20 protein-coding genes, 1 pseudogene and 1 riboswitch are annotated in these 21,536 nt (G+C 31.1%); of the genes and pseudogenes, 18 read left to right on the top strand and 3 right to left on the bottom strand.

Going from position 1 to position 21,536, the window contains the following annotated elements:
* Positions 1-11: 11 nt before the first annotated feature.
* Positions 12-302 (top strand): thiamine-binding protein, encoded by a 291-nt coding sequence (locus ACSVC9_RS12210; RefSeq protein ID WP_446897744.1) that lies wholly within the window; start codon positions 12-14, stop codon positions 300-302.
* An 18-nt stretch (positions 303-320) separates the two neighbouring features.
* Here the strand turns inward: ACSVC9_RS12210 and ACSVC9_RS12205 are convergent, their stop codons facing one another.
* Complete coding sequence (locus ACSVC9_RS12205; RefSeq protein ID WP_446897743.1) at positions 321-2,234, bottom strand: ABC-F family ATP-binding cassette domain-containing protein; 1,914 nt, start codon at positions 2,232-2,234, stop codon at positions 321-323.
* A gap of 281 nt (positions 2,235-2,515) precedes the next feature.
* Here ACSVC9_RS12205 and ACSVC9_RS12200 point away from each other — a divergent pair, with 281 nt between their 5' ends.
* The 9 genes and pseudogenes from ACSVC9_RS12200 to ACSVC9_RS12160 all read left to right on the top strand — a co-directional run bounded on the left by ACSVC9_RS12200 (position 2,516) and on the right by ACSVC9_RS12160 (position 10,347).
* A complete protein-coding gene (locus ACSVC9_RS12200; protein ID WP_446897742.1) occupies positions 2,516-3,148 on the top strand; it encodes a redox-sensing transcriptional repressor Rex in 633 nt (210 codons plus the stop codon).
* Between the two features lie 208 nt (positions 3,149-3,356).
* Positions 3,357-4,136 carry a short-chain-enoyl-CoA hydratase gene (locus ACSVC9_RS12195; protein WP_446897741.1) on the top strand — a complete coding sequence of 260 codons (780 nt, stop codon included), beginning with the start codon at positions 3,357-3,359 and terminating at the stop codon, positions 4,134-4,136.
* A 104-nt stretch (positions 4,137-4,240) separates the two neighbouring features.
* Entirely contained in the window at positions 4,241-5,020 is a 780-nt protein-coding gene (locus tag ACSVC9_RS12190; protein ID WP_446897740.1) for a short-chain-enoyl-CoA hydratase, read from the top strand.
* A 1-nt stretch (position 5,021) separates the two neighbouring features.
* Positions 5,022-5,176, top strand: a pseudogene (locus ACSVC9_RS12185) (electron transfer flavoprotein subunit alpha); the annotation flags it as partial.
* Positions 5,177-5,478: 302 nt separating this feature from the next.
* Positions 5,479-6,369, top strand: a complete 891-nt coding sequence (locus tag ACSVC9_RS12180; RefSeq protein WP_446897739.1) for a sulfide/dihydroorotate dehydrogenase-like FAD/NAD-binding protein — start codon at positions 5,479-5,481, stop codon at positions 6,367-6,369.
* Complete coding sequence (gene gltA / locus ACSVC9_RS12175; RefSeq protein ID WP_446897738.1) at positions 6,369-7,757, top strand: NADPH-dependent glutamate synthase; 1,389 nt, start codon at positions 6,369-6,371, stop codon at positions 7,755-7,757. The genes ACSVC9_RS12180 and gltA overlap by 1 nt, the downstream gene beginning before the upstream one ends.
* A gap of 128 nt (positions 7,758-7,885) precedes the next feature.
* On the top strand, positions 7,886-8,794 hold the full coding sequence (locus tag ACSVC9_RS12170) for a DNA-3-methyladenine glycosylase family protein (protein WP_446897737.1): 909 nt from the start codon (positions 7,886-7,888) through the stop codon (positions 8,792-8,794).
* Between the two features lie 650 nt (positions 8,795-9,444).
* Positions 9,445-10,104, top strand: a complete 660-nt coding sequence (locus ACSVC9_RS12165; RefSeq protein ID WP_446897736.1) for a hypothetical protein — start codon at positions 9,445-9,447, stop codon at positions 10,102-10,104.
* An 87-nt stretch (positions 10,105-10,191) separates the two neighbouring features.
* Entirely contained in the window at positions 10,192-10,347 is a 156-nt protein-coding gene (locus tag ACSVC9_RS12160; protein WP_446897735.1) for a hypothetical protein, read from the top strand.
* A gap of 54 nt (positions 10,348-10,401) precedes the next feature.
* On the opposite strand, the gene ACSVC9_RS12155 is transcribed toward ACSVC9_RS12160, so the two are convergent.
* Entirely contained in the window at positions 10,402-10,893 is a 492-nt protein-coding gene (locus tag ACSVC9_RS12155; RefSeq protein ID WP_446897734.1) for a hypothetical protein, read from the bottom strand.
* A 379-nt stretch (positions 10,894-11,272) separates the two neighbouring features.
* Between ACSVC9_RS12155 and ACSVC9_RS12150 the strand changes: the two genes are divergently transcribed.
* Complete coding sequence (locus ACSVC9_RS12150; protein WP_446897733.1) at positions 11,273-11,644, top strand: hypothetical protein; 372 nt, start codon at positions 11,273-11,275, stop codon at positions 11,642-11,644.
* 262 nt (positions 11,645-11,906) lie between these two features.
* On the opposite strand, the gene ACSVC9_RS12145 is transcribed toward ACSVC9_RS12150, so the two are convergent.
* The gene (locus tag ACSVC9_RS12145) at positions 11,907-12,149 is read right to left on the bottom strand and encodes a hypothetical protein (RefSeq protein WP_446897732.1); all 243 of its coding nucleotides are present in this window, start codon (positions 12,147-12,149) and stop codon (positions 11,907-11,909) included.
* Positions 12,150-12,713: 564 nt separating this feature from the next.
* On the opposite strand from ACSVC9_RS12145, the gene ACSVC9_RS12140 reads away from it, so the two are divergent.
* The 7 genes from ACSVC9_RS12140 (at position 12,714) to guaA (ending at position 21,524) form a co-directional block, all read left to right on the top strand.
* The gene (locus ACSVC9_RS12140; protein ID WP_446897731.1) at positions 12,714-14,201 is read left to right on the top strand and encodes a 4Fe-4S dicluster domain-containing protein; all 1,488 of its coding nucleotides are present in this window, start codon (positions 12,714-12,716) and stop codon (positions 14,199-14,201) included.
* A 167-nt stretch (positions 14,202-14,368) separates the two neighbouring features.
* Positions 14,369-15,067, top strand: coding sequence for a TVP38/TMEM64 family protein (locus tag ACSVC9_RS12135; RefSeq protein WP_446897730.1), 699 nt, complete (start codon positions 14,369-14,371; stop codon positions 15,065-15,067).
* A 281-nt stretch (positions 15,068-15,348) separates the two neighbouring features.
* On the top strand, positions 15,349-15,636 hold the full coding sequence (groES, locus tag ACSVC9_RS12130; RefSeq protein WP_446897729.1) for a co-chaperone GroES: 288 nt from the start codon (positions 15,349-15,351) through the stop codon (positions 15,634-15,636).
* Positions 15,637-15,679: 43 nt separating this feature from the next.
* Positions 15,680-17,317 (top strand): chaperonin GroEL, encoded by a 1,638-nt coding sequence (gene groL, locus ACSVC9_RS12125; RefSeq protein WP_446897728.1) that lies wholly within the window; start codon positions 15,680-15,682, stop codon positions 17,315-17,317.
* 123 nt (positions 17,318-17,440) lie between these two features.
* Positions 17,441-18,190 (top strand): prepilin peptidase, encoded by a 750-nt coding sequence (locus ACSVC9_RS12120; protein WP_446897727.1) that lies wholly within the window; start codon positions 17,441-17,443, stop codon positions 18,188-18,190.
* Positions 18,191-18,292: 102 nt separating this feature from the next.
* Positions 18,293-18,390: riboswitch (purine riboswitch) on the top strand.
* A gap of 120 nt (positions 18,391-18,510) precedes the next feature.
* The gene (gene guaB, locus ACSVC9_RS12115; protein ID WP_446897726.1) at positions 18,511-19,965 is read left to right on the top strand and encodes an IMP dehydrogenase; all 1,455 of its coding nucleotides are present in this window, start codon (positions 18,511-18,513) and stop codon (positions 19,963-19,965) included.
* A 26-nt stretch (positions 19,966-19,991) separates the two neighbouring features.
* Complete coding sequence (gene guaA, locus ACSVC9_RS12110; RefSeq protein WP_446897725.1) at positions 19,992-21,524, top strand: glutamine-hydrolyzing GMP synthase; 1,533 nt, start codon at positions 19,992-19,994, stop codon at positions 21,522-21,524.
* Positions 21,525-21,536: the final 12 nt, after the last annotated feature.

Below are 21,536 nucleotides of genomic sequence, written 5' to 3'. Positions count from 1 at the left end.
GGGATGATTTTATGGCTGCTGTCAATGTTAGCTTACAGGTTCTACCTGTTGTTGAAGAAAAAAACTTATATGAAGTTGTCGACAAAGTTATAGACTATATAGATTCTTGTGGAGTAAAATATGAAGTTGGACCAATGGAAACTACAATGGAAGGCGAATTGGAAGAACTTCTTAGTATAGTAGCTGCAGCACAAAAGATATGCGTAGATAATGGAGCAAATAGAGTTGAATCCATAGTTAAAATTGATTATAGACCTACTGGAGTTACTATTCAGGAAAAGATAGGTAAATACAGGGAATAACTTGTATGGGAGCTTTTATTATATAAAAGACTCCCACTCTTTATATAATTTATCAAGCTTGTTTTGTATATTTAAAAGTTCTTTATTTACTTTTTCACTTTCTTGAGAATTTGAGTATACTTCTTTTAAACAAAGTCTGCTTTCAAGTTCAGAGATTTTACCTTCCAGATTTGATATCTCCTCTTCTATATTTTTTATTTTTAATTTCTCTTTATTTTTCGTTTTTTCGATTTCTTTTCTTTTCCTCTTTTCATGTGTAATTTGAGTTTTTGTTTTACCACTGTTGTTGTGGTCTTCTTCAAATCTAAGAGGATTTTTCTTCTTTTCCACATAGTAATTATAATTTCCCAGATATTCTTTTATACCATCTTTGTTCAATTCATATATTTTATTAATTACCTTATTTAGAAAATATCTATCATGGGATATTAAAAGTATTGTTCCGTCGTATTCCAAAAGTGCTTTTTCCAGAGCCTCACGTGACATTATATCAAGATGGTTTGTAGGTTCATCTAAAAGAAGAAAATTTGATTTGGATAAAATCAATTTCAATAAATTTATTCTGCATTTTTCACCACCACTTAGAGAAGAAATAGTTTTAAAAACATCATCTCCTGTAAATAAAAAGGAGGCTAAAGCATTCCTTATTTCTGTAGTTGTAAGTTTAGGAAAATTATCCCATACTTCATCTATTATGGTTTTATTCATATTCAAGTCTGATTGTTCCTGATCATAATATCCAATAAACACATTTTTACCGATTGAACAAATGCCATCATAATCATCTAATTCTTTTTTTATTATTCTAAAAAGTGTAGTTTTACCCCTGCCATTTTCACCAATTATAGCTATTTTTTCACCTTTTTTGATATCAAAGCTCACATCTGAAAATAAGTGCTTTTTACCAAAATTTTTTTGTAGGTTCTCTATATGAAGAACATCATTTCCGCTTTTTATTTGAGATTTAAAAGTTATATTTTTTAATTTGGGAAGTTTATCCGGTGCTTTTATTCTCTCAATTTTATCTAGCATTTTCTGGCGGCTTTCGGCTGCTTTTATACTTTTTTCTCTATTGAAGGATCTGTATCTTTCAATTACGGCTTCTTGTCTTTTTATTTCAGCTCTCTGAATATTATAAGCTTTCAGCTGTGTTTCATAGTCTTTTTCTTTAAGGTCAATAAATTTTGTATAGTTTCCATTGTAAAAATTGGCATGACCACTTATTAATTCTGCGGTTATAGATGTTACTGAATCTAAAAAATATCTATCATGGGATATAAGAATAACTGTTCCCTTGTAGTTTTTAAGATAATCTTCAAGCCATTCTATAGCATCTAAATCAAGATGATTTGTAGGTTCATCCAATAGAAGAATATCTGGTTTTATTAAAAGAAGTTTACATAATGCTATCCTGGTTTTTTGTCCACCGCTTAGAAGATCTATTTTTCTATTGAAATCACTTTCGAAGAAACCTAAACCCTTCAATACCCTGCTTATTTCTACTTTATATGTATATCCGCCTTTATTTTTATAGAGTTCAGAATATGTGGTATAGTCGTTTATTAGTTTATTATTATATTCCGTGTCGTTTTTATCATATGGTTTATCCATTAAAATCTCCAATTTGGATAATTTTTTTTCTAAGTCAATTAGGTCTTTAAAAACCGATACAAGTTCATCATATATTGTATTGGATGAATTTAAAGATAAATGTTGAGCTAAATATCCTAAAGTTTTAGTTTTGTCTATAAATAAATCTCCGCTATCATGTTCAAGTTCACCAGTAAGAATTTTAAATAGAGTAGACTTACCAGCACCATTTGGACCTATTAAGCCTACTTTTTCCCCTTCATTTATATTGAAAGTTATATTATCTAATATAGTATTTATCCCATAACTCTTGTGAATATTTTTGCAACTTAAAATTACCATAGTTGAACACCATCCTTAACCATTATATTTTACTATTTATAATAATATTTTTGTAGTGCTATTTGAAATTAATTATATTTGTTTTAGGTTATTGTTCAACAAGCTGGTTAAAAATTATTAAATTATATAAAATAAAAAAGGTGGGCTATTGACATTTAACAGTAAGAAATAATACTATTAAATAAGAATGCATATTAAAATGATATGATATAAAATATGCAAAGTTATAATATAATAAATGTAAGTTGTAGATTAAATATTAATAAATACGAGGTGCAGTTATGGATAAGAAAAAAAATATATCAATGGCGGTTATAAAAAGACTACCTAAATACCATAGATATTTAGGTGATCTCATGAGAAATGATGTTGACAGGATATCTTCTAAAGAATTAAGTGAGACTATAGGATTTACAGCTTCGCAAATAAGGCAGGATCTGAACTGCTTTGGTGATTTCGGGCAGCAGGGATATGGATATAATGTAAGTGAATTATATAGCCAAATAAGAAATATATTGGGACTTAGCAGGGTTTACAAGACGGTCATAGTTGGTGCTGGTAATATAGGGCAAGCTCTTGCCAATTATACAAGATTTGATAAACTAGGATTTCAGCTGGAAACACTTTTTGATAGAAATCCTAAGCTTATAGGGATAAAAATTAGAGATATAGAAATAAAGGATATTGATTATTTGAGTGATTACCTGAAAGAAAATCATATAGACATAGGTATAATTTGTGTTCCAGACAATAATGCACAAAAAGTGTGTGATATATTAGTAAAAAATGGAGTTAAAGGAGTGTGGAATTTTGCCCCAGTTGATTTGGCTGTACCTGAAGATGTAAAAGTTGAGAATGTTCATTTAAGTGATAGTTTATTAACACTTAGCTGTTTACTAAACAACATAGATTAAACAAGTTTGGAGTAAAATCTATCATATTGGATCAAAATAAAATGATTTTTTGTTTTAATTTTTGTTGAAATGTATTGTTTGAGGGTATATAATAATAGATGAAATAAAGATTTCACTTAGTGTTAATAAACTTGTGATATTATTAACAATACTTTGTTAATTTTGTTAATAATATTATAACAATATAGGTTTTAGGGGAGGTTCTAATATGGATTTTAAAAATGTAATTTTTGAGAAAGAAGGAAAAATAGCCTTAATTACAATCAATAGACCCAAAGCTCTTAACGCACTCAATTCAGAAACCTTGGTTGAAATCGATTCTGTAATCGATAAAATTGCTGCTGACGATGACATATTGGCAGTAATACTTACAGGATCAGGAAAAGCATTTGTTGCAGGTGCCGACATATCAGAGATGAGAGATTTAAATGCAGCTGGTGGAAGAAAATTTGGAATTCTGGGGAATAAGGTATTTAGAAAATTAGAGAATTTAGAAAAACCCGTTATTGCAGCTGTAAATGGATTTGCTTTAGGTGGAGGCTGTGAAATATCTATGGCTTGTGATATAAGAATAGCTTCATTAAAAGCTAAGTTTGGCCAGCCAGAGTCAGGTCTTGGAATAACACCAGGATTCGGAGGTACTCAAAGGTTGTCTAGGTTGGTAGGACTTGGAATGGCTAAAGAGCTTATATACACTGCAAAAATGATAAAAGCAGACGAAGCATTTAGAATAGGGCTTGTAAATAAAGTAGTAGAGCCTGATGCATTGATAGATGAAGCAAAGGCACTTGCTAATCAGATAATTGCCAGTGCTCCAATAGCTGTAAAGTTATGTAAGGCAGCTATCAATAAAGGAATACAAACTGACATAGATACTGCTATTGCATATGAGTCAGAAGTATTCGGTGAATGTTTTGCTACTGAAGATCAAAAAGAGGGAATGAGTGCATTCCTTGAGAAGAGAGACAAATCCTTTAAAAATAAATAGAGTAATAATGTATGATTTTGAGGGTATGTAATAATAGATGAAATGAAGATTTCATCTGGTGTTAATAATATTATAACAATATAGATTTTAGGGGAGGTTCTAATATGGATTTTAAAAATGTAATTTTTGAGAAAGAAGGAAAAATAGCCTTAATTACAATCAATAGACCCAAAGCTCTTAACGCACTCAATTCAGAAACCTTGGTTGAAATCGATTCTGTAATCGATAAAATTGCTGCTGACGATGACATATTGGCAGTAATACTTACAGGATCAGGAAAAGCATTTGTTGCAGGTGCCGATATATCAGAGATGAGAGATTTAAATGCAGCTGGTGGAAGAAAATTTGGAATTCTGGGGAATAAGGTATTTAGAAAATTAGAGAATTTAGAAAAACCCGTTATTGCAGCTGTAAATGGATTTGCTTTAGGTGGAGGCTGTGAAATATCTATGGCTTGTGATATAAGAATAGCTTCATCAAAAGCTAAGTTTGGCCAGCCAGAGTCAGGTCTTGGAATAACACCAGGATTCGGAGGTACTCAAAGGTTGTCTAGGTTGGTAGGACTTGGAATGGCTAAAGAGCTTATATACACTGCAAAAATGATAAAAGCAGACGAAGCATTTAGAATAGGGCTTGTAAATAAAGTAGTAGAGCCTGATGCATTGATAGATGAAGCAAAGGCACTTGCTAATCAGATAATTGCCAGTGCTCCAATAGCTGTAAAGTTATGTAAAGCAGCTATCAATAAGGGAATACAAACTGACATAGATACTGCTATTGCATATGAGTCAGAAGTATTCGGTGAATGTTTTGCTACTGAAGATCAAAAAGAGGGAATGAGTGCATTCCTTGAGAAGAGAGACAAGTCCTTTAAAAATAAATAGAATATCAGAAGCAGTTCAGTATTTAGCAGGTATGAAGGACAGCAGCTACATAGTAGCTATAAACAAGATTAGAATGCTTAAACAATGAAGATGGTAGATTTTGCTATTGTAGGTGACTATCACAAAGTTATACCGGAGCTTGTAGTTCTAGATTAATGGTTAATACAATTGTTTAATATAGATAACAGTTGACCCTGGCAAGGCGCAGCTGATTATTGTTAAATAGAGAACATATATATTCTACAAAGAAGCAGGGGAGTTTAATATAGGGTTTATTTATTAGTTGGAAAATATATAAAAGTTAAAGATTGATTGGGCGTAAAAATAAAAAGGGTTCCTTGGCCATTAAAAATTGGCGAAGGAATTCTTTTTTGCAATTGTTTTAAATACTATGATATAATTATAAAAACTAAACATATTTATAAGTTTTTACAAGTTTTATAGATGGGGTGAATAAAATGTATAAAATTGTAGAGAAAAAAGCTCTTGCACCTAATATATTTTCTATGGATATAGAGGCGCCGAGAGTAGCTAAGTCCTGTCTTCCAGGACAATTTGTTATAGTAAGGATTGATGAAAAAGGCGAAAGGATACCTCTAACGATCTGTGACTATGATGCTAAAAAAGGGACAGTAAAAATAGTTTTTCAAACTCTAGGAAAATCTACTAGAGAAATGGCTGAATATGGAGAAGGGCAGTATTTTAGCGATTTTGTGGGGCCGCTAGGTCAACCTTCAGATTTAACAAATGAAAGTGAACAAGAACTTAAGAATAAAAATATTATATTTGTAGCCGGTGGAGTTGGAACGGCTCCAGTTTATCCACAGGTAAAATGGCTTTATGCTCATGGGATTAAAGCAGATGTGATTGTAGGATGTAAATCTAAAGATTATTTGCTTTTTGAGGATGAATTAAAAGCTGTTGCAGGTAATTTATATATAGCTACTGACGATGGAAGTTATGGATACAAAGGATTTGTTACAGATAAACTCAAAGAACTTATTGAAAAGGAAGGCAAGAAATACAATCATGCTGTTGTAATAGGACCTATGGTAATGATGAAATTTATGTCAAGACTTACAAAGGAGTATGGAATAAAAACTATAGTTAGTTTAAATCCTATAATGGTAGATGGAACTGGAATGTGTGGAGCCTGTAGAGTTACTGTAGGTGGTGAAGTAAAATTTGCATGTGTAGATGGCCCCGAATTTGACGGGCATCTAGTAAACTTCGATGAGGCTATGAGAAGGCAGGCTATGTATAAGACTGAAGAGGGAAGAAAAATTTTAAAGACAGAAGAAGGAGACACCTTTCATAGAAAAGGATGCCAATGTGGAGGTGACAAATAATGGCTATAGATAGAATGAGAAGAACCCCGATAAAGGAGCAGGATCCAAAAGTAAGGGCGAACAACTTTGATGAAGTATGTCTTGGATATACTAAAGAAGAGGCTGTAAAAGAAGCATCGAGATGTTTAAACTGTAAGAAGCCGATGTGTGTTACACAATGTCCGGTTTCGATAAATATACCTCAGTTTATAGAGCAGATCAAAAATGAAAACTTCGAAAAAGCTGCAAAAATAATAGCTAAATCAAGTGCACTTCCGGCAGTCTGTGGAAGAGTATGTCCACAGGAAACACAATGTGAAGGCAAATGTGTTCTTGGAATAAAGGGGGAACCTGTTGCTATAGGAAAACTTGAAAGGTTTGTAGCTGACTGGTCAAGAGAAAACAATATAGATCTTTCGGAGAGAGAACCCAGTAATGGTAAAAAAGTGGCTGTGGTAGGAAGTGGTCCATCAGGGCTTACTTGTGCAGGAGATTTGGCAAGACTTGGATACAAAGTTACTATATTTGAGGCACTTCACAAAGCGGGTGGAGTACTTGTTTATGGAATTCCAGAGTTCAGACTTCCTAAAGATACAGTAGTACAGCATGAAGTTGAGAATGTAAAAAAATTGGGAGTTGAAATAGACACTGATGTTATAGTTGGAAGAACCGTTACCATAGATCAGCTTCTAGACGATGAAGGTTTTGATGCTGTATTTATAGGATCAGGGGCAGGACTGCCAAGGTTTATGGGTATACCCGGTGAAAATTTAAATGGAGTATTTTCAGCCAATGAATTTTTGACAAGAAGTAATCTTATGAAGGCATTCAGAAACGATTATGATACTCCTATAAAGGTAGGAAAAAAAGTTGCTGTAGTAGGAGGCGGAAATGTTGCTATGGATTCTGCTAGAACAGCTTTGAGGTTAGGTGCAGAGGTACATATTGTGTACAGAAGGTCAGAAGAAGAAATTCCGGCAAGAGCAGAAGAAGTTCATCATGCAAAGGAAGAGGGAATAAAATTTAATCTTCTTACTAATCCAATAGCCATACTCGGTGATGAGAGCGGAGTGGTTAAGGGAATAAGATGTGTAAAGATGGAACTTGGTGAACCAGATGCATCTGGAAGGAGAAAACCGATTGAAATAAAGGGTTCAGAGTTTGATATAGATGTAGATACAGTAATAATGGCTCTTGGAACTTCACCAAATCCACTTATAGCTTCTACAACAAAGGGATTGGATATAAATAGGCGAAAATGTATAGTTGCAGATGAAATGGGTAAAACTTCAAGAGATGGAATATATGCTGGAGGAGATGCCGTAACGGGAGCAGCTACGGTAATACTAGCTATGGGTGCAGGTAAGAAGGCTTCAAAGGCTATAGATGAATATCTGAGAACTAAGTAGTTAAGTATATATTTTTTAAATAAAAAGCTGTGCGAGTTTGTTTAGCACAGCTTTTTATAATTTAAGGTTAAATGGTAAATTACTATAGTATAATATGACTATACTTATATTATGAAAGAAGGAGCAAAATGGATTTTAATTATGTAGAAAGTTTTGACAATGGTATAATTATAAAAGATGTTAGAAATTTTGAATTATCACATATATTTGACTGCGGACAATGCTTCAGGTGGGATAGACAGCATAATGGAAATTACATAGGTGTAGCTTTTGGAAAAGTTGTTGAGGTTAAAAAAGATGGAAATGATGTAATTATATATAATACGAGTGAAGATGATTTTAAGAATATATGGGTAAAATATTTTGATTTATATAGGGATTACAATGAAATAAAAAATATTTTAAGTGGTGACAGCACTTTAAAAGAATCCATAAAATTTGGATATGGCATAAGGCTGCTTCAACAGGAACCATTTGAATTGATAATATCTTTTATAATATCGGCCAATAATAGAATACCTATGATAAAGCGTGCTATAAAGAATATAAGTGAAAAATGGGGAAAGGAAATAAAATATAAAGGTAATACGTATTATAGTTTTCCAACCTTAGAAAGCTTGAATAGAGCTAGTATGGAAGAACTTCAGGATTGCGGCACTGGTTTCAGAAATAAATATATAAAAGACACAGTTTCAAAAATATATTCTATAGGAAACAATAAAAATGAAGAATATAATGAAAAATTTGATATTGACTGGATTAAAAATCAAGAAGATCAAGTTTGTCATAAAGAACTCCAAAAGTTTATGGGAATAGGTCCCAAGGTAGCAGATTGTATAATGCTATTTTCCATGCAAAAATATTCAGCATTTCCTGTAGATGTGTGGGTAAAAAGAGCAATGTCTCATTTTTATCTGGCACCGGATGTTTCTTTAAAAAAAATAAGGGATTTTGGAATAAACAAGTTTGGAAAATTCTCAGGATTTGCCCAACAATATCTTTTCTATTACGCAAGGGAAAATAATATAAAATTTTGAAACCATTGCAATATAAAGAATTGAGTATAAAGGAAATGCAATTCGTTAAAAGATATTATCAATATTAAAAGTAAGCATTTGGAGCAAGCCTCTGGGTGCTTATTTTGCGTGAAAAATTAAAATTGTAAGTAATAATTTTGGAGAATATTACAAGAAAGAGATAAAGATATGTTCATGTAGGTACAAGAGCAGTATTTCTAAATATACATTTATAATAAAAAATTTCCATTAAGTTCATATATTATAAACAGTTAGGAGATACTATAAACTTGTAATATATAAATTTGAAAAGGGGGATCTATATTGAAAAAAGTAGTTATGAAAATAATATGGGCTATTATAGCTATTGCAATGTTACTTCCTTTTACATTGACAATGATAATTAGTTATCCAAAAGCTATACATGAGATGATACAGTAAAAATATATTGATTTAGTAAAGCGGCCAACAACATAACAAGAATTCAAAAGATTCAGAGCATATTGCAGGAAATGGAGTAATGCTTATGTATGATGGATGTAACTTATATACTTTGGTATAGATGTACTTGATGAATTTAAGGCTTTTACCAATTAAGATTTTAATAACATTAAATTAATAAGCATATAGTATATATAGATATTAATTTAGAACATAGGAGAGTAATTAATATGATTGGTAAAAATGAATCATTTTCAGATTGTATGAATAAACATTATTATGAATGTTATGCAAAAATTGTACTTGAAGAATTTTATCCAAAAGAATTTGTAGATTTAAAATTGAAAGATAGACCAGATTTACAAACTAGCGATAATAAATTTGGAATAGAAGTTACTAATGCAAGAGATTCAGATCAAATTAAGGCAGAGAACTTATATAATAGATATAATCATGATAAGTCTGTGGACAAGGAGAAGTTATTAGAAGAAATAAATAAATATGGGTGTAAATTAGAGAATGATCTTTTAATTGGAAAACATTTCGAAAACTCATTTGATTTAATATTAATTCGGTTTAATGATAAACTAAAAAAACTTGTTAAATATAAAAGTTTTAAACACAATTGTTTATTTATTTTTTCAGATATTTATGCTGACAATATGATGATAATTAAGGCTATTGAAGATATGCAAAAATGTCAAATGGATAAAGAAAAAAAGTTTTATAAAGTTTTTCTCTTAATTCCAGGAAATATTTATTGTTTGAATTTATATAAAGGTAAGTTTGAAACTAAGTTAATTGATTCCAATACTCAAGTATTACAAGCTTGTAAAGCGCGTAATCTTACAATTTCTATATATGATAAAGTAAAAGATCAAAAATTGTAAATACCTAATTAGACAGAGAACTTCAGAATTTAATAAATAATGAAATAAGTAGGGTATATTTAAGCTTTAGCAATAAGTTTTTTTATTTTGCAAAAATTTAAGGAAGGAAGATGCATCATGCCAAATTTAAATGAAATATTATACCATTTGAACTGGGCAAAAATGATAGTGGAGCAGATAAGAATGTACAAATGCAACAGCTCAATAAAAATAGTACAAACTTTAGGGTGGAAACTGCTCTGAGGCTTACTCTATAGAAGTTGTTACCCTCTCTTATGCTTAATGTAAATAAAAAGCCTAACACATTACAATAATTTTATAAGGAGTAGTTTGAGCTGGTATACTTCTTGTAGTAGGACCATAAGTAACGATTAAATTACGGTTTACAGGTTTTTTAGTAAATGGCTGTCCGTTTTCAAGCAATATTTGAGTAAGAGGTGAGATATTTAATTTTAATGTGTTGTCGGAATTAACCAATTGGTTATTAAAGTAATCTACTTCTATGTTCTTGTGTGGAATACTTTTAGCTATTACAATTGCTCTAAATTGTGGTGGGAAAATTAATGGTACAGGTGCATTAGCATCATAGAATCCAGTTATTATATCTCCTATTCGTACAATATTATGATCCACAAAATAAGTAGATGGGGATATTACAAAATTTACCACATTATCATGTGGATCTTGCGTAGACATTAACTTATAACATCCTTCTTTTTCACCAGCTTCATCTACTAAAAAATCATTAATCATTGTAACAATTCCATAAAAACTTAAAGATTTTTTCATAATAGTCCTTTCTATTATTTAAAATAATATTTACTATAATTTATGTAAGCTTGATAATTTTAGTTACTAAGATAATATTGAATATACTAAAATATAAATTGCATAAAATATAAAGAAAATTATAAAAATTTATCTAAAAAAATAATTATTTTGACGAAAATGATGAAAAGACTAATAGGGAACAAATAACTAGCTTTATAATTATAGTGTCAGAAAATTTCCTTAATATGGAACTTTATTTAAAATATTAGTAGTATTTATATATAATTTATATTAATGTAGATTTACTCCATAAGGTGCAAATGTATGTAATTAAGTGACAATGCTATTTTCAGGGGCTTTTTATGGTAAAATTTATTTCACAAGGAAGGTGAAATAAATGGCTATAAGATGTAGAAAGTGTGTATTTAAAGATATAGAAGGAAATAAATATCCTTGTAATAATTGCAGTGAGATAATGGATATGAGTGGCGCCAAATCTGCTGAAAACTATTTTGAACAAGCTTTTATATATAGTATGAATATTGCATCAAAGGAGCGGTTAAGAGATAGGTTAAAACAAATGGTAAAGCCTATGACTGAAGTGTATGAGGAATATAAAATACTTGATGGGGGGTATATATTATTAACCGCTTTTTTAAAAGAAAAGAAAGATATTAAAATTTATCAAATATTGGATACAGGGGAGAAGCTAGTTGAGAATTCTGTTATACTAGATAAAGCTTTGATACATGAATTGAACGAATTATAATAAATCTAAGTATTGATTTATAATGTAAAAGCGTTTACAATATATTATAACGTTATCATATGGATGATAATAATAAAATTCGTTTCCTTAAATTTACTGCTTGATTTTAATGATATTAAGCTTCGTTTAAACTACCATTTAATTTCTCGAGATTAAATCTCATAAGAAAAGTACCTGTGTCCAGGTACTTTTCTTATTTGTATAATTGATATAGAAGCTCCAGCTTGATTTTGACTGAAGGCTTATGTTTTTATAGTAGGTTTTATTTTGTACAGTTGTATATTGACCCGTTACAAATGGCTTGAATAAGCTGTGAACAATTATATTCTGTACCATTAGTAGCTACGCAATTATTTGATTTTATCGATTTACATGCTGTATTATAAACTGCACAAGTTTTATTATTTACAGAGCTTGCATGAACTGTCGTAGCTATGCCTGTATTTAAAAATAATGGTGCTGCTATTACTAGAGATGAAAGTAATTTATGTTTGATTTTTAACATTTTAAATCCTCCTAAATTTTGTTATTTTGTGTTTTTTAGTTCACTTTTATCTTAATGCCATTAAAGTGAGTTTAGAATTACAACTAATAACTTATGCTTATCAGCTCCTTAATTATATTTTGGGGAATTTAGGCCTGTCTATATTCTAACAATAATTTAAAATTATATCATTATTAAATTAATGGACATAATAGTATTAAAATAATTAAAAAGAAATTTAGTTATTTTATGGAACAATTAACCTAAGTTTAATTTTGTTTTATTATTTTTTGTTCTTGGGATAATCTATAAAAACACCTTAAGCTGTTTATCTAAAATAGTTATCCTGTCTTATTATAAAAAATTCCTACACTAAATATATATGCGAGGGAAAATAATATAAAATTTTGAAATCAATTTATTTCTCTGTGTTAAAATTTTATCTTCTATTATAAAAAACTGTTACATTATTTATTATAATCTGTTATAATTAAGTTCGATGGATTACAAAGCATTTAAGGTTGATATTAAGCATTTTCGGTATCTTAAGTGTTTGAAATATGTATAACAGAAAGGGGGATTTTTATGTTAACCTTTGAAACACCATTAAAAAAGTTGAAATATCTTGTATTGAAAGAAGTTGTACAGCTTACGAAAGATAATAAATTAACAAAGAGGAAATTAGAGACAATCCCATATAATATAATAAAAAATGACAAATCAGAATATAGATGTTGTGTTTACAAAGAAAGAGCTGTTGTTTATGAAAGAGCTGTATTAGCAGCAGGTTTTTTACCTACTGATAATACTGTTGAAAATCTACAAAAAATTGAAGATAAAACACATGTTATTTTTGTGCTTTCTTCTGCGTGTGATCAATGTCCTATAGATAGATACAATGTTACCGAGGCTTGTAGGGGATGTATACAGCATAAATGCATGGAAGTTTGTCCTGCAAAGGCTATTACCAGGGTCAATGGAAGATCATATATAAATCAGGATCTCTGCAAGGAATGTGGAATGTGTAGAAAAGTCTGTCCCTATAATGCTATAGCAGAAGTTATGAGACCTTGTAAGAGATCGTGTCCAACTGGTGCTCTTGAAATAAATTTAGATGATAGGAAAGCCAAAATTGAAAAAGAAAAGTGTATAAGTTGTGGGGCTTGTATGGCAGCATGTCCTTTTGGAGCTATATCAGATTTAAGTTATATTGTAGATGTTACTAAGCAACTTATTTCAGGTAAGGAAATATATGCTATAGTAGCACCATCTATAACAGGTCAATTTGGTCCTAAAGTAACTGTTGGACAAATTAAAAATGCCTTTAGAAAGATTGGATTTAGTGATATGGTGGAAGCAGCCTGTGGGGCAGATGCTGTAGCGGTAAATGAGGGAAATGAGTTTTCTGAAAGAATTGGTAGAGGTGATAAATTTATGACCAATTCATGTTGCTCAGGTTTTATGAATTATATAGAATTAAAGTTTCCTGATTTGGTGGACAATATATCTGGAACTGTATCACCAATGATTGCAGCTGCAAGGTTTATAAAGAGATTTCATAAAGATGCAGCAGTTGTTTTTGTAGGACCTTGTACTGCAAAAAAAGTTGAAATAATGAGAGAGTCTATAAAAAATGATGTGGATTATGTTCTAACCTTTGAGGAAATAGCTGCAATGATAGGGGCTTTTTCTATAGAACTTGAAAATTGTGAAGATGAGATTATAGATGACGCATCGGTTTTTGGAAGAGGATTTGCGCAAGGTGGCGGTGTTACAGCTGCTATAAAAGATTATATTTCTGAGAAAAATATAGATGTAGATTTCAAGCCTATTAAAGTAAGTGGAAAAGATGAAATAAAGAAAACGATGATAAGTGCAAAAATAGGCAGAGTTCCTGGAAATTTCATAGAAGGGATGATGTGTGAAGGAGGTTGTATTGGAGGGCCAGTAACTATGGCATCTCTTATGAAGGCAAGACCTCAACTCCTAAAATTTAGTAAGCAGTCTAATAAAAAGACTGTATTATCAAATAAGAATCTTGAAAAATTTAAAGATTTGAATATGGAAAGATAACAGTTCATATTTTTATAACAATAAAAAAGGTAATTGAGTATATAAAAATGTATTTAATTACTTTTTTTATGTTTTGAAAATAAAAATTTGAATCAGTATAAATAGAAATTATATGGATATTATAGTAAATAGATTTACTTTATAAATTAATCATGGGATGTTTTAAAATGAAGATTCTTACGTCGGATAAAAAAGTACTTGGTACTATTATAATAAGTATAGTTTTGATATTTATGATTATAATTGCTTATGAGTATTATTCCAGATATATATATATCATAAGAAGTCCTAGAAAATTAAAAGATATAATTGTATCTTATGGGAAATATGGTATGTTTATATTTTTTATATTACAAGTACTTCAGGTTATTGCATTTTTTATACCGGGAGAATTTATTCAAATTGCATCTGGTTACATATATGGAACATTTTTTGGAACTATATTGTCTATTTTAGGGATAACTTTAGGAAGCATAATTGCATATATAATTTCTCAAATTTTTGGAAGACCATTAATGTGCAAGATAATATCCAAAAGGAAATTTAGATTTTTTAGAAATATACTGAATTCGAAAAATATAAATTTTTTCGTATTTTTTTTATATCTGGTACCTGGTGTACCTAAGGATATTTTGGCTTATATATGTGGAATGTCTGAAATGAATTTAAGGGAGTTTACTGTTTACTCTACTTTAGGAAGATTACCGGGAATAATGATTTCGTCATATTTTGGTGCAAAGATTTATTCTGGTAATAAATTTGTTCTTGTGTTTATATCGTTAACAATGGTTTTACTATTTATGATAGGATTTTTTCGGGGAGAAAAGATAATACTGAAGGTAGCGAAACATAAATCTTCTAAATGATGATTAAAGACTATTTTAAATTTTCTGATTAAATAAAAAATATTATATGGATTTATGTAAAACGTTGAAATTAATAGGAATTAAAAGAAATATTTATTTAATAAGAGTACATTGAATAAATTGGGATATATATACTGCATATGTTTAAAATTAGAATTTGAAAATATAAACTGTATTTATTATTATAATAATTGTGTTAGCACTCATTATTAATGAGTGCTAATAATGAGAGCTAATAATTATTTTAAATAAATCAAAAATATTTTTAAGGAGGGGTTTTGATGAACATTAGACCACTTGGAGACAGAGTTGTTATAAAGAAAATTGAGGCAGAAGAAACTACAAAAAGTGGAATAGTTTTACCGGGAACTGCCAAGGAAAAGCCACAGGAGGCTGAAGTTATAGCTGTTGGGGCAGGCGGAGTAGTAGATGGAAAAGAAGTTAAAATGGAAGTTAAAATAGGAGATAGAGTATTATTCTCCAAATATGGTGGTACTGAAGTAAAACTTGATGGTGTAGAATATACAATTTTAAGACAGGATGATATTTTAGCTATAATTGAAAAATAAAATTAGATTTATATAATTTCAAAGTTGTTAGGAGGGGTTTTTTATGGCAAAGAGTATTCTATTTGGTGAGGATGCCAGAAAAGCTATGCAGGAAGGCGTAAATAAATTAGCAAATACAGTAAAAGTTACACTTGGACCAAAAGGAAGAAATGTAGTACTTGATAAAAAATTTGGTTCACCACTTATAACTAATGATGGTGTTACTATAGCAAAGGAAATTGAATTGGAAGATCCTTATGAAAATATGGGAGCTCAACTTGTAAAAGAAGTTTCCACAAAGACAAATGACGTAGCAGGAGATGGTACCACCACAGCTACATTGCTTGCTCAAGCAATAATAAGAGAAGGATTAAGAAATGTTACAGCTGGAGCTAATCCTATGCTTTTAAGACAGGGCATAAAAAAAGCAGTGAACAAAGCAGTGGAAGAGATAAAGAAGATATCAAAAAAAGTAAATGGGAAAGAGGATATAGCAAGAATTGCGGCTATATCAGCTTCTGATGAGGAAATAGGCAAGTTGATAGCTGATGCTATGGAAAAAGTAGGAAATGAAGGAGTTATAACCGTTGAGGAATCAAAATCAATGGGTACTGAATTGGATGTTGTTGAAGGTATGCAATTTGACAGAGGATATTTAAGTGCATATATGGTAACTGATTCAGAGAAGATGGAAGCTGCATTGGATGATGCTTATATATTGATAACTGATAAAAAAATATCCAATATACAAGATATACTTCCGTTATTAGAACAAATAGTAAAACAGGGTAAGAAATTACTTATAATAGCTGAGGATGTAGAAGGAGAAGCACTCACTACATTGGTTATAAATAAATTAAGAGGAACATTTAACTGTGTAGCAGTAAAGGCTCCAGGATTTGGCGATAGAAGGAAGGAAATGCTTCAAGATATAGCAGTACTTACAGGCGGTAAAGTTATATCAGATGAGTTGGGAAGAGATCTTAAAGAAGTTAATATAGAGGATCTTGGAAGAGCTGATAATGTTAAAATAACAAAAGAAAATACTACAATTGTAAATGGAAAAGGCGAAAAGAGTGCAATTTCAGATAGAGTAAATCAGATTAGAAAGCAAGTAGAGGAAACTACTTCAGACTTTGACAGAGAAAAATTACAGGAAAGACTTGCAAAATTGGCAGGTGGAGTAGCAGTAATTAAGGTTGGAGCAGCAACTGAAACTGAATTGAAAGAGAAAAAGATGAGGATAGAGGATGCACTTGCAGCTACAAAGGCGGCTGTGGAGGAAGGATTAGTTCCAGGTGGTGGAACAGCTTACTTAAACGTAATCCCTGAAGTTGAAAAGTTAACTTCAGATGTGCAGGATATCAAAATTGGTATTGAAATAATAAGAAAAGCACTTGAAGAACCAATAAGACAAATAGCAGCTAACGCTGGACTTGAGGGATCAGTAATAATAGAAAAAGTTAAAAGCAGTGAACCGGGTGTTGGATTTGATGCTTTAAAAAACAAATATGTCAATATGGTAGAAAGTGGTATAGTAGATCCAACTAAAGTTACAAGATCGGCTCTTCAAAATGCTGCATCAGTAGCAGCTACATTTTTGACTACAGAAGCAGCAGTAGCGGATATTCCAGAAAAAAATAATAATCCCGTACCAGGAGCAGGTGCACCAGGAATGGGCGGAATGGATGGAATGTATTAATAACATTCAAAAATTATACATTTACAATAACCCAGTATCATTATGGATACTGGGTTATTACATTTATATGGGTATATATTCTGAAAATATGTAAATAATCCTATAATAGGAGGAAATTATAAAATGAAAATTTTAGCTTTTATATTAGGCGCTGTTGTAGGAAGTTTTTTGAATTTATGTATATACAGGATACCGCGGGAACAATCTATAATACATCCACCTTCTAGATGTACAAACTGTAATACAAAAATAAAATGGCGAGATCTGATGCCTGTTTTTAGCTATATAATATTGAAAGGAAAATGCAGATATTGTGGCAATGAAATATCACTGCAATATTTTATAATTGAGATTATAACAGGTATATTATTTTTTTTATTATATATAAGATATGGATTTAGTTTTATATTTTTCAAGTATGCAGCATTTTTGTCTATAGTTTTTTTGATAGCCATTATTGATATTTATACAATGAATGTATATTTCAATACAATTATTATGGGAATTGTTGTTTCAATTATATTTTTGCTGGTTGAGTATTATATTGGATATGATATAAGAACATTCATATATGGGGGAATTACAGCAGGATTATTTATATGTTGTTTAGTTATATTTACAGGGGGAATGGGATTAGGAGATGCAGAAGTTTGTATAATAGCAGGATTATTTTTAGGATTTAAGCTTGTATTACTAATGATTATAATTTCATTTTTACTTGGAACATTGATGGGAATAATTTTAATTGTATTAAACATAAAGTCGAGAAAAGATTTTATACCTTTTATACCATTTATTATGGTGTCTTCGATTATTACAACTCTTTTGGGAAATAATTTGATGAGAGTATATATGTCAGCATTCTATTTCTAAAATTTATAATATATTTACGTTGACAAAAACGAAAAAATTGAATAAAATAGTGTAAATAGTTAATGAAACAGATAGAAAGACATCAAAATTTATAAAAATAAATAAAGAATCTTTTATTCAGCTCATATATCCCCTGAATGTGGCAGGAAGTATCTACCGGAGGCCGTAAATTTCCGACTATGAGTGGAATTCTTATGGTATAATCATATTAATTTCACGAAACAACGAATTTAATATGTTTTTTATTTTAGGTAAAATATTTTCATTATATGCTTAAAGCTGAACATTTGATAAATATAAATTTATAGGAGTGATTTTAATTGGCAAGAATTTTGAAACAGGCATATACTTTTGACGATGTTCTTTTAGTACCCAACAAGTCAGAAGTTTTACCAAGGGAAGTATCTTTAAAAACTAATCTTACTAAAAAAATAAAATTAAATATACCAATTATGAGTGCAAGTATGGATACTGTTACTGATTCAAGAATGGCTATAGCACTGGCAAGAGAAGGTGGCATTGGAGTAATACATAAAAATATGACTATAGAACAACAAGCTGTTGAAGTGGACAAGGTAAAAAGACAGGAGAATGGAGTAATAACAAATCCATTTTATCTTTCTCCAGATAATACTATAGATGATGCACTTTTACTTATGAGTAAATATAGGATATCTGGAGTTCCTATAACTGTAGATGGAAAACTTATTGGAATAATAACAAACAGAGATACGGTATTTGAAACTGATTATAGTAAAAAAATTTCAGAAGTTATGACCAAGGAGAAATTGATAACAGCTCCGCAGGATACCACTATTGAACAGGCGAAGGTAATACTAAAAAAATACAAAATAGAGAAGTTACCTTTAGTTGATTCAGATAACAATCTGAGAGGATTGATAACCTTAAAAGATATAGAAAAAGTAAAAAGGTTTCCTAATAGTGCAAAAGACAATAAGGGAAGGCTCCTATGTGGAGCAGCTGTTGGTGTTACTAAGGATATGATGGATAGGGTAATTGAATTGGTTAAAGCGGGAGTAGATGTTCTTACTGTTGATACAGCACATGGACATTCGAAAGGAGTATTGACTGCAGTAAATTCTATAAAAGAAAAATATCCTGACATACAAATAATTGCAGGAAATGTTGCAACAGCGGAAGCTACTAGGGACTTAATTTTATCTGGAGCAGATTCAGTAAAAGTTGGTATAGGGCCTGGATCAATATGTACTACTAGAGTAGTAGCTGGAGTTGGAGTCCCACAGTTGACGGCAATAATGGATTGTGTGGAAGAAGCCAACAAATATGATACTCCAATTATAGCTGACGGAGGAATAAAGTATTCAGGAGATATAGTAAAGGCATTAGCTGCAGGAGCTAGAGTTGCTATGATGGGGTCCATGCTTGCAGGATGTGAGGAAGCACCTGGTGAAACTGAAATATATAAGGGAAGAACTTATAAGGTTTATAGAGGAATGGGATCACTTTCTGCTATGGCAAGTGGTAGTAAAGACAGATATTTTCAAGAAGGAAACAAGAAATTGGTACCAGAAGGCGTAGAAGGAAGGGTGCCTTATAAAGGATATGTTGCAGATACTATATTCCAGCTGGTTGGAGGAATACGTTCAGGAATGGGGTACCTTGGAGCTGCCACATTAAATGACTTATATAAAAATTCTACATTTGTAATACAGTCTGCAGCTGGTTTGAGAGAGAGTCATCCGCATGATATATCGATGACAAAAGAAGCACCAAATTATAGTGTAAGACAGTAGTAATTAATTTTAGTGGGAGGAAATTTATGGACAGAGAATTAATTATTGTGGTTGATTTTGGCGGACAATACAATCAGCTCATAGCAAGAAGAGTGAGAGAAAATAATGTATATTGTGAAATAGTTCCGTATACTTGTTCTATAGATAAAATAAAAGAAAAAGAACCTAAAGGAATAATATTTACAGGAGGACCTAAAAGTGTATATGGAGAAAATGCACCAAAGATAAACAAGAAGATTTTTGAGCTGGGAATTCCTATTTTGGGTATATGTTATGGACATCAATTTATATGTGCAAATCTAGGTGGAGAAGTTAAGAGTGCTGTAGTTAGGGAATATGGAAAAGCAGATGTAATGTTAGACAATAATAGTATTTTGTTTAATGGAATAGAGAGAAAACAAAGTTGTTGGATGAGCCATACGGATGTGGTGTCCCGTGCACCGGAGGGATTTAAAATTTTGGCTACTACGGACGAATGTCCTGTGGCGGCTGTTGGAGATGATTCCAGAAGAATATATGGAGTTCAATTTCATCCTGAAGTTGAGCACACGCCTTTTGGGAAAAAAATGATCTCAAATTTTTTATTTACAGTATGTAATCTCAAGGGTGACTGGTCCATGTCATCTTTTGTAGAAGAAAAAATCAGATCCATAAGAGAAAAGGTAAAAGATAAAAAAGTCATATGTGCCATGTCGGGTGGAGTTGATTCTTCTGTAGCGGCGGTACTTGTACATAAGGCAGTAGGAAAACAGCTTACATGTATATTTGTAGATCATGGACTTCTTAGAAAAAATGAAGGAGATCAGGTTGAAGATGTATTTAAAAAGCAGTTTGACATGAATTTCATAAGGGTGAATGCAGGAGACAGATTTTTAGGCAAACTTGCAGGTGTAGATGATCCTGAAAAAAAGAGAAAAATAATTGGAGAAGAGTTTATAAGAGTGTTTGAACAGGAGGCTAAAAAACTTGGGAATATAGCTTTTCTTGTTCAAGGTACTATATATCCAGATGTTGTGGAAAGTGGATTTGGAACTTCAGCTACTATAAAGAGTCACCATAATGTGGGTGGACTTCCAGAGCATATGGATTTTGAACTTATTGAACCACTTAGAGAATTATTCAAGGATGAGGTTAGATCAGTAGGTGAAGAGTTAGGTATACCTCATAAGTTAGTCTGGAGACAGCCTTTCCCAGGGCCGGGTCTTGCAATAAGAGTATTAGGCGCAATTACAGAGGAAAAACTTGAAATAACAAGGGAAGCAGATGCTATATTCAGAGAAGAAATAGCAAATGCAGGATTGGATGAATCCATATGGCAGTATTTTGCATGCCTTCCGAATATACGTTCAGTTGGTGTCATGGGAGATGAGAGAACCTATTGTTATACTGTTGCACTTAGAGCAGTTACATCTTCCGATGCCATGACATCTGATTGGGCCAAGATACCATATGAGGTACTTGACAAAGTATCAAGAAGGATAGTAAATGAAGTGAAAGGTGTAAACAGAATTGTCTATGACATAACAAGCAAACCTCCTTCTACTATCGAGTGGGAGTAAAATAAATCAAGG

Source organism: Clostridium sp. LBM24168 (assembly GCF_052953915.1).
The sequence above is the reverse complement of the archived record's forward strand: the minus strand, read 5'-3'. Positions and strand labels throughout refer to the sequence as shown.